Annotated in this window: 12 protein-coding genes and 3 tRNA genes; 10 read left to right on the forward strand and 5 right to left on the reverse strand. The window is 56.5% G+C overall.

The features are described from left to right. Positions 1-7 precede the first annotated feature (7 nt). Entirely contained in the window at positions 8-793 is a 786-nt protein-coding gene (locus ACMGE0_RS07810) for a metallophosphoesterase family protein (protein WP_436815303.1), read from the reverse strand. 110 nt (positions 794-903) lie between these two features. Next, complete coding sequence (locus ACMGE0_RS07815; protein WP_436815304.1) at positions 904-1,704, reverse strand: DUF6030 family protein; 801 nt, start codon at positions 1,702-1,704, stop codon at positions 904-906. Between the two features lie 161 nt (positions 1,705-1,865). Between ACMGE0_RS07815 and ACMGE0_RS07820 the strand changes: the two genes are divergently transcribed. The 8 genes from ACMGE0_RS07820 (at position 1,866) to ACMGE0_RS07855 (ending at position 10,052) form a co-directional block, all read left to right on the forward strand. Then, a complete protein-coding gene (locus tag ACMGE0_RS07820) occupies positions 1,866-2,963 on the forward strand; it encodes a WcaI family glycosyltransferase (protein WP_436815510.1) in 1,098 nt (365 codons plus the stop codon). Beyond that, a complete protein-coding gene (locus ACMGE0_RS07825) occupies positions 2,960-4,276 on the forward strand; it encodes a lipopolysaccharide biosynthesis protein (RefSeq protein WP_436815305.1) in 1,317 nt (438 codons plus the stop codon). The genes ACMGE0_RS07820 and ACMGE0_RS07825 overlap by 4 nt, the downstream gene beginning before the upstream one ends. 27 nt (positions 4,277-4,303) lie before the next feature. After that, positions 4,304-5,647, forward strand: coding sequence for a hypothetical protein (locus tag ACMGE0_RS07830; RefSeq protein ID WP_436815306.1), 1,344 nt, complete (start codon positions 4,304-4,306; stop codon positions 5,645-5,647). Continuing rightward, a complete protein-coding gene (locus ACMGE0_RS07835) occupies positions 5,637-6,770 on the forward strand; it encodes a glycosyltransferase (protein ID WP_436815307.1) in 1,134 nt (377 codons plus the stop codon). The genes ACMGE0_RS07830 and ACMGE0_RS07835 overlap by 11 nt, the downstream gene beginning before the upstream one ends. A gap of 280 nt (positions 6,771-7,050) precedes the next feature. Continuing rightward, positions 7,051-7,386 carry a DapH/DapD/GlmU-related protein gene (locus ACMGE0_RS07840; protein ID WP_436815308.1) on the forward strand — a complete coding sequence of 112 codons (336 nt, stop codon included), beginning with the start codon at positions 7,051-7,053 and terminating at the stop codon, positions 7,384-7,386. Beyond that, positions 7,383-8,513: a glycosyltransferase family 4 protein gene (locus ACMGE0_RS07845; RefSeq protein ID WP_436815309.1), complete on the forward strand. Its 1,131-nt coding sequence runs from the start codon at positions 7,383-7,385 to the stop codon at positions 8,511-8,513. The genes ACMGE0_RS07840 and ACMGE0_RS07845 overlap by 4 nt, the downstream gene beginning before the upstream one ends. Beyond that, positions 8,500-9,063 carry a DapH/DapD/GlmU-related protein gene (locus ACMGE0_RS07850; RefSeq protein WP_436815310.1) on the forward strand — a complete coding sequence of 188 codons (564 nt, stop codon included), beginning with the start codon at positions 8,500-8,502 and terminating at the stop codon, positions 9,061-9,063. Before ACMGE0_RS07845 ends, ACMGE0_RS07850 begins: the two co-directional genes overlap by 14 nt. Before the next feature lie 83 nt (positions 9,064-9,146). After that, positions 9,147-10,052, forward strand: a complete 906-nt coding sequence (locus tag ACMGE0_RS07855) for a glycosyltransferase family 2 protein (protein ID WP_436815311.1) — start codon at positions 9,147-9,149, stop codon at positions 10,050-10,052. Positions 10,053-10,100: 48 nt separating this feature from the next. On the opposite strand, the gene ACMGE0_RS07860 is transcribed toward ACMGE0_RS07855, so the two are convergent. From ACMGE0_RS07860 to ACMGE0_RS07870, 3 genes are all read right to left on the reverse strand, one after another. Continuing rightward, positions 10,101-10,868 carry a hypothetical protein gene (locus ACMGE0_RS07860; protein WP_436815312.1) on the reverse strand — a complete coding sequence of 256 codons (768 nt, stop codon included), beginning with the start codon at positions 10,866-10,868 and terminating at the stop codon, positions 10,101-10,103. A gap of 264 nt (positions 10,869-11,132) precedes the next feature. After that, on the reverse strand, positions 11,133-13,340 hold the full coding sequence (locus ACMGE0_RS07865; protein WP_436815313.1) for a right-handed parallel beta-helix repeat-containing protein: 2,208 nt from the start codon (positions 13,338-13,340) through the stop codon (positions 11,133-11,135). A 230-nt stretch (positions 13,341-13,570) separates the two neighbouring features. Continuing rightward, a tRNA-Val gene (locus tag ACMGE0_RS07870) sits at positions 13,571-13,646 on the reverse strand. Positions 13,647-13,910: 264 nt separating this feature from the next. Between ACMGE0_RS07870 and ACMGE0_RS07875 the strand changes: the two genes are divergently transcribed. Then, a tRNA-Asp gene (locus ACMGE0_RS07875) sits at positions 13,911-13,987 on the forward strand. Between the two features lie 72 nt (positions 13,988-14,059). Continuing rightward, a tRNA-Asp gene (locus tag ACMGE0_RS07880) sits at positions 14,060-14,136 on the forward strand. The last annotated feature ends 3 nt before the right edge of the window (positions 14,137-14,139 follow it).

The raw sequence follows: 14,139 nt of genomic DNA on the forward strand, positions 1-14,139 counted from the left end.
ACCGGCTTTACAGAATGGCGGCCTCCCCGCCGTCCATCTTCAGGACGGACAGCCTGCCGGTATAGTAGGCGCCGGTGTCGATGCCGATCCTGCCGGGGCCGATATCTGGATCGGCGGTCGGCGTATGGCCGTGGACGACGAGAAGGGGAAGCTGCGGCCCCAACGTAAGGAATGGTTCCCGGATCCAAAGCAGATCCTCGTCATCCTGTTCATCGAGAGGGATTCCGGGCCTGATCCCGGCATGCACGAAGAGCATCTCGCCGATTTTCAGACAGATCGGCAGATCGAAGAGGAACTGTCGGTGCGACATCGGTACGGCCTCGGTCAGAAGCTCGCTCAGCTTCGCGCTGCGGCCCTTCTGGCGGGAGCTCAGATGATGCAGGTCGATACCGTAGGAGATGAGGGTCTGCTCTCCGCCCAGTCCCAGCCATTCGGCATAGAGCTCCGGCTCTCTCAGGAAGCGGAAAAAGACGTCGTCGTGGTTGCCGCAAAGCGGAAGCCTTTTCAGGCCGAGTTCGCTCGGCCGGATGAGGTGTTCGAGAACGTGGCGCGAACTCGGTCCGCGATCGATATAATCGCCGAGCAGGATGACGAGCCCGCTGCGTTCGGTTGCCTGGATATCCGCGGCGATCCGCGCTTCGGCATGCTTCAATTCGTTGATGCAGCCGTGAATGTCTCCGATGACATAGATGGGATAGTTGGGCGGGTTCGAGCCGAGGTCGATCCGGCGGCGGCGGGGCTCCGGCACCTGGTTCGATCGGCGTCTTGAAAACCAGTCCGTCAACTTACGCATGCTTGCTGTCATCCGCCTTGTATGAGAATCGTGCCGACAATGAGAAATGGCTGCCTAAGGGACCATTGACAACCTCATGCGCGGCTTACCCATTGGAAAACTTCGACCCTCTAAGGGACCTGCAGCGTGGGGGCCGGGAGTCGCGAACCTTTGCCGATACGCATGTTCCGATCTGCGTCTGCCCTGGCGGTTGTCGCAACCGGCCTCTGCGACAGTTCGGTCGGCGGAGCGGGCCGGTTGGCCGCAATCATGTTGAAGCGGGTTGCCTCGCTGATTTCCCGTTTGAAGGCGATCGGATAATAACCCAGCAGGAAGTAAAAATCAGTCTGCGACATCAGTTTCTGCTTCAGTGCCGCCTCCATATCTGCGCTGACCGCCAGGGGCCTGATGCCGGCCGCCACCAGGCGGGATGCCTGGTCGCCGAGTTCGGCGGTCATGCCGCCGGCGCCGAGATTGAACTTGATGCGGAAGCCGGAAAACGTGCCGTCCCGCATGCCCCTTATCTGCACGAACAACGAGGATTGGCCTTCCGGGGCGGCATATTCCCTCAGGCTCGAGCACTCCCAGCCGCCGTTTTCCCGGGTCACGAGAGAAGGTGTCTCCTGGCCGTCTTCCGCTATGGAATTGCAGATCTGGGTGGGCGCCAGGTTGGGCTGCAAGGAAAGCCCTTCCGCCGGAGGAAGAGGGCGCCACGGCCATCCCGTATTCGCGGCCGGCCCCGTCGTGTCGTCGGCAGGCTCCGCCGCCGGTTCCGGCGTCCGCCCGAACCGCAGATCGATGTTGAACGCCTTCGCCAAAGCCAGAATGTTTCGCCCTTCGTTGGCGAACAGGACGGTCGCCAGAAGAGCCGCGACGACCAGGCATATCAGCAGGAACAGCACTCCGAAGCCGCGTGGCTTGGGAGGTTGCATTGCCGTATCGGCTGAAGATCCGGCGGTCTTCGATGGGAAAATCCTGGTCAATCGGTAATGCAAACCGTTATTGTCGCCGCCGGAGAGCCCGATTTCCTTCTTTTAAGGAAGCTGAACCATGCGCTCGTCTTGGCTCACGAATATACGGGTAGAATAGTCAGATTTCGTTCCAATACAAAGGATTCTTCGGCGACTGGAGGGTTCAACCCGGTTACGGGAACCGGTATTCCTCGTCGAGAGAAAACGGAGTCGGCATCATCCGCGCGCCGCTGGTTCTGCGGCAGAGGATGAAGGGCATCTGGCGGCTTGTGGCGCCGCTCTCCTTTGCGCTGAGCTCCGCTCCCGTCATATTCTGGCAGATCCTCCGCCGCCGCCCGGAGACCGTGTTCTGCGTCGAGCCGACCCTTTTCGCCGCGCCCGTCGCCCAGCTTGCGGCAAGGCTCGTCGGAGCACAGACCGTGCTGCATGTGCAGGACCTTGAGGTGGATGCGGCCTTCGCCGTCGGCCATCTCGGCGCGAGAGCCTGGGTCAAGAAGCTCGGTTACGCCTTCGAGCGCTCGACGCTTCGCGGTTTCGACAAGGTCATCACCATTTCCAATCGCATGGCCGAGAAGCTGCTTGAGAAGGGGATTTCCGAGAACAAGGTTTCGGTGATCCGGAACTGGGTGGATCTCTCGCACATCTATCCGCTGGAAGAGGTAAGCCCCTATCGGGCGGAACTGGGCTTTTCGGGCGGCGATTTCGTCGTGCTCTATTCCGGCAATATCGGCGCCAAGCAGGGATTGAGCGTCCTGCTTGAGGCCGCCGAGCGCCTGAAGGACGAGGCGCATATTCATTTCGTGATTGCCGGCGAGGGGCCTCTCAAGACGGATCTCCTGACGCGCTACGGCCATCTGAAGAACGTCCGCTTCCTCCCGTTCCAGCCCTATGCGCGGCTGAACGAGTTTCTGAACATGCCGGATCTGCATGTCCTGCCGCAGGAGAGGGGGGCTGCCGATCTAGTCCTGCCGTCCAAGCTCGGCGGCATGCTGGCAAGCGGCAGGCCGATCCTGGTGACGGCGGATGAGGGGACGGAGCTCGCAGGATTTCTGGGTGATTGCGTCCTGCGTGTTCCTCCCGGTGAAGCGGAGGCCTTGTGCGTCGCAATCCGGTCTTTGCCGGACAGAAAAACGGAAGCATTTCAAGCAGGCATTGCGCTTGCGCAGACATTGTCGAAGCCCAAAGCCCTTGGCGAGTTATTCGAAGCTTCCAACCGATGACGATCGTCGCCAATATTTTTCGCAGCAGCGTTGCCAACGCCATCGGGATAGGGATCAGCGCTTTCGTGCAACTCGTCAGCGTCCCGGTACTTGCCTCTGCCTGGGGGCCTGAAGTCTACGGCACCTGGCTGATGCTGACCACCATACCGACTTATCTTGCGCTGACCGATTTGGGTTTTGTCCAGGCGGCCACCAGCGACATGACGATGAAGTCGGCAAGGGGTGAGAAGCAGGCGATCATCGAGATATTCAGCTCCGTTTTCGCGTTGTTTATCGCCTTCGCGATCATTGTGAACATGGTTGTTGCCGCAGCTGTCTGGATTGCGGTGCTTGTCGATATCGGCTGGGTGAGGGATTACCAGCTATATCTGCATATGCTTGCCTTCTATTCGTCGTTGACCCTGCTGTCGCGCGTAAATCTGGCAGGTTTCCGGGCAAATGGAATGTATGCGGCCGGAACCGTGAGCTACGATACATTGGTATTGTGCGAAGGGCTCGTGACCTTGCTGGTCGTCACGTTGCACGGCGGATTCGCCGCCGCCATATCGACGATGATTGTCGGCCGTTTGCTGAACATGCTGCTGCTTTATGCGCTCCTGAGGCGGCGCCTGCCATGGCTTAGTTACAACATTGAAGCTGTCTCCTGGACCGAATTGAAGCGGCTGTTCAAGCCGGCGGTCAGCGGAATGGCCATTCCGGTCTCGTTGTCCTTCACGCTGCAGGGCACGGTCGTCCTGGTGGGAGCAGTCATTTCTCCCGGCGCTGCGGCGATCTTTACGCCTGTCCGAACCCTCAGCCGCATCGCCATCCAGTTCGTGGGCATCGTCAACAGGGCGACGATGCCGGAAATCGCCCATACCCTGGCAAGGGACGACAAGAGAAAGATCTCGCAGCTTGTTCTGTTGAACTGTGCACTCGCGGTTTTTGTCCTGGTCCCGGCCGGAATTGCTTTCGGATTCTTCGGCGACAGGATCGTCAGCGCGTGGACGCGAGGGATTATCCAGCCCGACAGGATCTTCGTGGCCGCGATGGCTGTTTCCATGGTTCTTCATGGAGGATGGTACCTGGTTTCGAACATGCTTCTGGCCACCAATTCCCACGGTGACTTCTCGAAGATCATGGTCCTGTCCGCGCCGCTCACCGTCATCCTGGTCTATATCGGCGCCTCGGTCGGAGAACTTACGGGCGTGGCCCTCGCCACGGTCGCCTGCGAGGCCTTCTGCGTGACGGGAGCACTGTTCGCCCTCAGAAGGACGCCGTTCAATCCGGCTTACGGGCAGATGGTTTCAAGGAAAGACAATCTGGGACGTTGATGCTGCTCAGATCGGAGAGGCGATGAAATGGAAGGTTTGCTGCTCTGCTTGTATGTTCTGTTAATGATGGGAACTATCGCGAGGTTCCGTTCCATCAATTACAGGAACATTCAATTCCATGATGGCATACTGGTAGGAATGGGCTTCTTTCTGATTGCCCCTATTACGCTGACTTTGATTTATGGAGACATAGCCAGCGCAGAAATGCGGGCGGGTCCCTATGAACCCGTCGCTGATTGGCGAACATCATTAAACCTTGCGCTCGGTGCGGGTGTAGTTCTTCTTTTTCATATCTTAGCTTCTCGCCTGTCGAAGGGAGGCTATAAGAAAAAAGCAGACGGCGGCGTCGGCCTGATTTTAGTATTACTTTTTTTGTACATAATGTGCGCAGTTTTTACATTTTTCTATTCGGGCCGCGCTGGTGGTGGGCATTGGCAAGGTAATCTGGAGGCTAGTCTACGGAGTAATCCTCTATTGATTATAATTGGCAACTTCGCAAATGTTTACCGGGGAGCTATTTTTGGGATTTTATACAATTTTTGGTCAAACGGGAAAGTTACAAAATTTACAGTTATTACATTTGGTTTTTCCGTGTGCTTGGTAGATATTCTAATTACATTTAATAGGATTACTTTCGCCTATTTTGCAATAGTGATCTTGCTGATGTTCAGGAAGCATTTTTTACAGATTTTGTTAGTGTCTCTGCCTCTGCTTCCGTTTATCAGTTATTTTAGTAGCCTGTGGACGGCAATCCGTGGGCTCGCGCTGATGGATGGTTATTCCATTTCAGGCTTTATGAATGCCTTTGAAACTGCAAGGAGCGTCAGTAGTTATAGCGACGGACGCTCTACCAATGCGATCTTTGATTCGGAAAATATTATTGTCTTTGATTGGTTGGTAAAGCATACGGGAGAATACTTCCCTGTGCTATATGGATCCACGTTCATTGTGCGGCCGCTTACGGTTTTCATCCCCTCGACCTTGTGGCCTAATAAGCCCGGAGTCTTCGGTGTCGATGTCGGAACGAGCCTTCAGGGTGTCCCGGGCCTTGCGCTAAATTCAACTCTCTTTGGTGAAGCGTATGGCAATTTCCTCTACTTTTGGCCGCTTGCGTTGCTTTCGATGTTGTACCTTCTCTCCTGGATATTCAGGACTCTGGGGCGTAGGTGGTCGTTTGTAAACGGCGCGAGCTTTTTCATCGGTTTTGCGCTTTGGCGCTTCGACATGTCATCCGCCTTCATTGGGCTGGTAGCCCTTTTTGCATTCCAATTCGTGTTTCGATTATCGCGTATTCCGATCCAGGCTCTGCTGGCGGCCAGGATCGTTAAAAGTGGTCCCAGGATACGAAGGATGAACTTCAGTGGGCATTAATGTTTGTATTATCTATCACCACTATCCCCATTATAGGGCTCCTATACTGAGAGAATTAAAAATAAATGGGGAGCATAATTATGAGTTTTGGGGCGATGTTGAAGAAATTTCAGGAATAAAGCCGTTTACAGGTGATGAAATAGTAGAAATAAATAGACTCTCATTTCGCCGCTTGGGGCCGGTTTGGCTTTTGAGCGGATATTGGAAAATTTTTTTCAGAAGTAATTTAAAAGTATTCATAGTGTTGGGGAATCCAAACATGCCGGCTAGCTGGATAATAGCGTGTATTGGAAGAATTTTAGGAAAAAGGGTGCTGTTCTGGAGTCATGGCTGGCGCAGGCCTGAGCCGCCGATAAAGGCCAGGATCAGAAATATTTATTTCCGGCTCTCCAATAAGGTCTTGGTATATGGCGAGCGTGCTAAATCAATTGCTGCTGCAGGGGGATTTTCGGAAAAAAATGTCGCTGTAATATACAATAGTCTGGACTTTAATAATTCAAAAAAGATATTGAATCGTATATCTATGAATAAAAATGGCAACACGGGAAAACCTCAAAATTTTTTTGAAGAAAAAAAGCGTCCGCTAGTTATTTGTACTTCAAGATTAATAAGGAGTTGCCGTTTTGATTTGCTTTTCGAAGCTGCTGCTGAACTGAAACGGCGTAACCGCCCACTTAATATTCTTTTGGTGGGAGATGGGCCTGAGCGCGCAGATTTAGAGGCTCTGGCCAAAGAACTGTTGCTTGATGTTCATTTTTTTGGCGCGTGTTACGATGAGGAAGTGTTAGGGAAATTGATATATTTTTCAGACCTGACGGTGTCTCCTGGAAAGATTGGTTTGACCGTAATCCATAGCCTAACTTATGGAACGCCAGCAATTACACACGGCGATATGGATTTTCAGATGCCAGAGGCCGAAGCAATTATTCCTAATGTTACAGGAGCTTTTTTTGAGCGTGGGAACTACTTGGATCTGGCTGATAAGATTCAGGAGTGGCTAAGTCGATCAACCGACAGGAATCTGGTGAGGGACGCATGCATGGCCGAAATTAAGGAGCATTGGACACCTCAAAATCAGAGGCGTCTTATAGATCAAGCGGTATCGCAATTATATGCTCCGTAAGATGAAAAGAAGGGGAGCATTGCCAGAAGTGCCGAAGCCTATGTCTGTTCGGCCGGAAATATTGGCTCTTTGTAAAAAGACCGTGGACGGTAGGATAAAGTCAACTGTTCGAAAGGCTTTGAATTATTGCGTTGCCACTCGATGGCGATTGGCGGAAATTGGGGAAGGATTTCAGTCTTCTATCGTAACCAGGATCCCTCCCGGGAGTAGGATCGGCAGCTTTGCTTACATAGGCAAAGGTTTCTATTCCGCTGGGCCTATTAGTTTAGGAGATCTGGCTATGATCTCGACGTCTGTAACCATTGTTGGAAATGACCATGGTTTCGATGACGAGCAGACCCCCATGCGTCTGGCGTTTAGGTGGATGCAGAACATCACCATCTTCGAAGCGGATGTCTGGGTGGGACATGGTGCCACAATCAAGGCGGGCATCACCGTTGGTAAGGGATCGGTTATTGCAGCGGGTGCGATCGTCACGAAGAATGTTGAACCGTACAGCATCGTTGCTGGCAATCCGGCTCGGGTTATCAAACGACGGTTCTCCGACGGCGCAATCGAGCGCTACGATCGTATGTTGTACGAGGGGCGGCTAATGCCCTCTCAGGAGAGAGCATGAAGATCAATATCGTCGTGGGGCCGTTCTATCCCATTCCGCCGGTGAGGGGACTGGCCGTCGAGAAGCGCCAATATGCCATGGCCCTGGAATATGCCAAGGCGGGGCATGACGTGACGATGATTTCGCGACGATTTTCCGGTTTTCCGAACCGGGAGACCAAGGATGGAGTCAACCACATTCGGGTTCCTTCCTTTGATCCGCCGAAACCCGGTCTTAAATACCGGCTGATGGACGCGCTCTATAGCATCCTCGTCGGCTTCCACATGCCGAAGGCCGACGTGACCGTCACCAACAGCGTCAGCGCTCCGCTCATTCTGCCTCTCCGGAAGGCCGGAAAGATTGCTGTCAGCGTCGGTCGTTACCCGAAGGGGCAGATGGCGCTTTATAGGCGTGCGGCTCGCCTGCATGCCGCATCCCGCTACATCGCCGATGCCATCATCGAACAATCGCCCAGCATTGCCCCGAAGGTCCATGTGGTCAACAACGCCATCAGCCATGATTTTGCCCAGGCGATCGAGGCTGAGCGAGGTCCGAGAGAGCGGGAGATCGCTTATCTGGGACGCATCAGCCGAGAGAAGGGCATCGATATCCTGATCAAGGCCTTTGCGGTTCTCGCCCCTCGTTTTCCCGATTGGCGGCTCGCTCTGATCGGCCCTTGGGAAATCTCGCGGGGCGGCGACGGCGACGATTATCTCGCGGAGTTGAAGGCGCTGGCAGCGGGCGTGGGAGATCGCATTCGCTTCGTCGGGCCGATCTACGATGGCAAGGATATTATCTCGCATCTAAGGAAAGCGGATATCTTCGTCTATCCTTCGATCGCGGAGAAGGGAGAGGCATTCGGCGTCGCACCGGTCGAGGCGATGGCCTGCGGATGTGCTCCTATCCTTTCCGCTTTGAAATGCTTCCAGGATTTTGTGCAATCGGAGGAAAACGGTCTGGTCTTCGATCATCGCCATGATGCCGATGCCAACCTCGCATCCGCCCTTGAGCGATTGATGCAGGATGCCGCCTTGCGCGAACGGCTGGGGCTCGCGGCCATGGAAACTGCTCGAAGATTTACGCCTGCCAGAATTGCCGAGGCGATGTTGATGGATTTTCAGAGATTGGCAGGACATGGCGCAGGTTAAGCAGTTCGACCATCAGAAGGCGCCCAACGATAGTCCCTGGTCGTTTAGAATGCGCGTCGCGATGCTGGCCTGGGAATATTGCTGGCTGCTTTTCTGCGCCTGGACTCCCAAGCCGGCAAACCGCTGGCGATTATTGGTCCTGCGTGCCTTCGGCGCCAAGATCAAGGGACGTCCGTTCGTGCATCAGCGCGCCCGGATCCAGATCCCCTGGCACGTGACCTTGCATCACCGTGCCACGCTGGGAGACCGCAGCAACCTTTATAGTCTTGGCGAGATCGAAATCGGAGATCGGGCCACTGTGGGGCAGGAAGCCTACATTTGCACCGGTACCCATGATTTCGACGGTCCGTCCCTTCGCCTCGTCACGGCGAAGATCACGGTGGAGGAGGACGCCTTCATCGGTGCACGTGCTTTTGTCATGCCGGGGATTACGGTCGGACGCTATGCTCTCGTCGGGGCTTGCTCCGTGGTAACGCGGGATGTCGAACCTTTTACTGTCGTGGCCGGCAATCCTGCCCGCGCCACCACCAGGCGCAGGAGGGACTTGTAATGCTGGGCGAGAGGTCATGCGGTATTTTCAATGGAAGAATTGTTCCTAGAAACGCAACATATAGATGATGTGAATTGTGACGAATGGTTGCTGTCCTTATCCTCACCTATAATGAAGAGCGCCATATCGGCCGGGCGATCGAGAGCGTATCCTCCTTCGCGTCCGAAGTTTTCGTCGTCGATTCCTTCTCGACTGATCGAACCGTGGAGATCGCCCGTTCCCTCGGTGCCGTGGTGCTCAGCAATCCTTGGACCAACTATTCCAAACAATTCCAATGGGGTCTCGACAACGCGCCGATCACTGCGGACTGGGTGATGCGGCTGGATGCCGACGAAGTGATTGAGCCGGAACTGGCGCGAGAGATCGTCGAAAAGTTTCCGGGGCTGGGACCCGACATCGTCGGCGTCAATCTAAAGCGCAAGCATATTTTCCTTGGGCGCTGGATTCGCCATGGGGGGCGCTATCCGCTGATTCTCACCCGCATCTGGCGTAAAGGACAGGGGCGCATCGAGGACCGCTGGATGGACGAGCATGTCATCGTGTGGGGTGGGCGCACGGTGCTGTTCGACGCGCCTTTCTCCGATCACAATCTCAACGACCTCGGCTTTTTCACCGAAAAGCACAACAAATATGCGACGCGCGAGGCTGTCGACGTTCTCAACCGACGCTACGGCCTGTTTGCCGAGGATGTGCGGCTGACGAGCGACGGCTCTTCGCTGCAGGCTTCCGCCAAGCGGTTCATCAAGGAACGCATCTACAACAGGATTTCGTTTCCTCTTTCCACGCTTGGTTATTTCCTGTTCCGCTATGTCATTCAGCTGGGATTCCTGGATGGTCGTGAAGGGCTGATTTATCATTTCCTGCAAGGCTACTGGTACCGTTTCCTCGTGGGCGCCAAGGTATTGGAGTTCGACCGGACGATCCGGGCGCTCGCCACGTCCGAGGAGAAGCGTACGGTTCTGGCGCGGCTCACCGGTTTGGCCCTCTAGCTAAGGCTAGGGAATGGCTCTATGCGTCCAACCCGCTGTAATATGTATTCATTCGTATGCACCCCGGAATTTGTTGGTGATAAGAGTGACTTCCGCGAAAGTGACACGGCGGTTGAGGCCAAGGAATGCATATTGGCGCCCGCCGGCGAAAAGTGACTGACTGTTGCCATTGTTGTAAGCGCAGAGCGCGACAGGCGAAGTTGTACCAGCTGGTGTGCCGCTCGGTATACCATTGGCTTCGCGGATGCCGTCGACATAGAGTTCGATGGCGTCTGCGTTACCGGTCATGACCACGACATGGTCGCTGTTGGTGATGTTGGTCACGCCGACGAGGGCTTCCGCCGATGCTCCCCAACCTACGCGTGCGACATTACCTGTGCCCGATGTCCCCAATACCGCGCGATTGTTCGCGGGACTGATGCCGCCTCCAAGAACGATTTGATTGATGCCGGAGAGGCGACCCGCGAATGCCAGGGTGAGCGCGGCGGTTGGGATGAAGGTCGTCAAGAGCCGGTCGTCGCCGGCATCCGGCTGGAGATAGGGCTTTCCGCCATTCGCTCGCCAGAGGGGCCGCAATGATGATGTGGCTTGGGTGGCATTGCAGGCGTTGCCGCTGCTGTCTCCGGCATATCCTACCGGATCATTGTCGGCCGTTACCGACGTGGTGGCTGCGCTATCCTGAAATAACCTTGAAAGATCGTCCAAGGGGTAGATCAGGAATCCGCTCTCGCCATTGGCGAACAGCGAAAGAAGGCTTTTCTCACTACCTTTAGCGAGAGCGGGCAGGCCTGCGACCGAAAGACTGAGATCGAGCATCAGGACCTCCCGATCGCAGAGGCTTCTATAATGCCGGCAAACCGTCGCTCTGCAAATGTCAGATTGTGCGCGGCGGCGATTCCATCGCGATAGTCTCGTCGGCTCGCTGCCGGCATTGTTGAAGTCTGCATATCCAGTCCTGCTCCTTCAGGTGTATCCGGCCGGTAAAATGACCGGGTGTCTGCCTCCGATTGTAAGAACAGGTTCGGGGAGGGGGATGAAATATCAGGAGAAATCCGCGGATCGGCCTGAGCCACACAAATCTTACGGTCCGCCAACCACTTGATCCGGTTTGCGGATCGGCTGTTTTATGGATATCCGCACATCGCTCATGACATTGTCTCGGAGGATCAGTTCGTCCACGCCTTGTCCGATCTCGATACCGATATCGGTGCGTGCGATTTCGTTCTGCTCGATCAGGACGTTCCGGATGGCCGGTGCGATTGCCGAGCGGCCATCCACGCGGATCGTCGCGGCGGCGTGCAGCCGGTTCTGGCGGATGACCGTCCCGAAGGCGAGAAAGGTGTCGTTGTCCTTGAACTGCCGACCGGCAATGTCGATGCGGGCCGCATGCTGAAAGGCTGGCCCGGTGACGTCGTTGCCCAGGAACTGGACGTAGAAATTCGGCTGCAGATGTTTGTAATAGAGTGATGTTGCGCCGAAGCCGGCACTCCTCAACGCGGTATTCCCGGCAAAGACATGCTTGTAACCCACGCCGTAAACTTGTACCTGGCCGACGTCTTGAAAATGATTGCCGATGATCAGATGGTTTTCTTGCATCGGCACGACCGAAACGATGGAAGCGCCCTCCGCCAGTCCGGAGATATCCCGGTCCAGATCGAGGACGTCGCCGGTTCTTTTGACAATTCTCGCCACAAGCCCCAGCCCCGGCCCTTTCACCACGAACAGGCCCGCCCTCTCCCAGTTCCTGTCTTGGAGCACGCCAAGGCCGGCAGGGTCTATCCGCACCGATCGGCCGAGCACCGCGGTCAGGGGGCCGCTATAATAGCCACCGGGGCCATCGGAGGTCATGGCCTCGCGATCGTTGCCATACATGGTCTCGAACCGGTTGTTGCGGATAAGCACGTTGCGGGCGGAGACATAGTCTTCGAGAGTATTGATTCCGCCGCCGGAGGCCTGGAAGTCCGCCCCGATGATCCGATTGTTTTCGAACAGAACACCGTCCGGCCCCGAGATGCCGTACCAGCCGCGGCGGCCGGTGCGGAATGTGTTGCCGGCGAGTCGCGCGCCTGCTGGCCTCACGAGGACGAAGGGGCGCATCGAGGAAAGCACGTCGCAATCCTCGACGACGATGTTCCTGCCTGCAAGCAGAAGTCCAACCACGCCTGACCGACGATGATCCCGCATGGCCTGCAGCCGCTTGGCCGCGTCTTCGTCCGTTACTCGGCCGAGGAAGGAAGATGCCCGGATGATCACTCTTCTTACAGCGATGTTCCGGCCGGCCACGCTCCCCGACACGGCATCGAAGCCGCCTTTGATGATGTTGAAATGGCGGACCGCATTGATCGTCATGTCCTCCACGGAAAAGTCGCGCACCCCTTCGATCAGCGCATCGGGAGGGTTTTCCGTATCCTTCCATATCAGCGTCACGAGATCGCTCGACTCGCCCTTGAGGACGACGCCGTCTGGAACGTCGAGCGTTCCCGCCAGCCGATAGATGCCGTAATGCAGCAGCAGCGTACCGCCGCCCCGCTTGTGCAAGGCGTTCATGGCGGCGTTGATCCGCGCCGTATCGTCGTGATCGGCGCTGTCCGGCTGGTTGCTGAAGAGCTCCATCACCGGCCGTTCCGTTTGAGACCTGGGCTCTATCTCGACCGTGCCGGCATCCCGCCAAGCGGAGACGTCGCCCGTTCCGTTCCACAGCATGACCCGGTAGGAGCCGGTCGGCATATCCTCCGGGATTGGAAAGGATGCCGACCATGTGTCCGGGCCGGCGGCGTTGAGGCTGGTTTCCTTTTCATCCGCTGCAATCAACTTAACCGCCGCCTTTTCGGTTACGGCCATGTTGCGTCCCGAGAGCCGCAGCCAGCCGCCGGGAGTTGCAGCCGGTCCTCTGTCGCCCTGCATCCAGTAGATGTCGGGGGCGTTCAACTGGAAGCTCGAAGTCGTATTTCCGGTTCGAAGCGTGACCGAGAAAACGCCTGCCGCCAATTTTCCGGGCAGAAGGAAGGAGAGGCTGCTGTCGGATTTCGCCAGCACCTCGGCCTGTTCCGGTTCCGGCCCGCGGTCTGTTTGCTCCTCCGCCTCGTCATTCAGTCCCGTGACTTCCACCTTCCCGACCGCGGCCAGTCCCATTCCGCTGACCTGGACGGTCTGTCCCGGTTTCACCGGATCGCTGGCCCAGAAGATATGGATTGCGTCTGCCGCGGCTGGCCCAGCCATCGCGAGGGCGGACAGCACATAGACGATCGGCGGCGGTCGGCGGCCGAGTTCGGGGAGTCGGAAGCGCATGATCTACCTTTGCGGGCGTCGGGCGGATGTGGCTGCGAGGAAAATAAATGCGGTTTCCATGGCACTTTATCGTCTGTTTGCTGCAAGACAATAACGACACCGGCAGCCGCAAAGGCATTTGTCGTCGCTCACGCGTGGGAGACGATCAGGCCATTTACTCGGAAAAGCCCGGGCAACACCGCGCAGCAGTTCGGCACTGCGACGTTTCAATAGTTTTTGAAGGAGGGGAATGGTGGGCGATGAGAGACTCGAACTCCCGACATCCTCGGTGTAAACGAGGCGCTCTACCAACTGAGCTAATCGCCCTTTCGCGGATGCGAGACTTAAGCCCCGCCGCATCGGTGGCCGTGATCTATGCGGATCGCGGAAAAACCGCAAGAGCTTTCATGATGTTTTTTTGAAATTTTTGGGAAAGCCGTGGCTCTGCGGCGGCCGGGGAGGGCAAAGCAGTGAGCCGTCATCCTTTTGTCTTGAAACCTGCTTGACACCCGAACCCGAACCTCTTAGTTAGCCGCTCAACCGGGCGGTCGAGGCCGCCGGCCGCGAGGCTTCGCGCCTCACGAGTAATGCGCGGGTGTAGCTCAGTCGGTTAGAGTGCCGGCCTGTCACGCCGGAGGTCGCGGGTTCGAGCCCCGTCACTCGCGCCATCTCTCTCCTCGAACGATCCGCTGCTTGGCGCTCATGCGCAAGGGAGCGGCTGCCGCAAGCCGGCATCATGCGCGGGTGTAGCTCAGTCGGTTAGAGTGCCGGCCTGTCACGCCGGAGGTCGCGGGTTCGAGCCCCGTCACTCGCGCCATCT

The organism is Neorhizobium descurainiae (genome assembly GCF_051400715.1).
In the GTDB taxonomy this organism is placed as follows: Bacteria; Pseudomonadota; Alphaproteobacteria; order Rhizobiales; family Rhizobiaceae; genus Neorhizobium.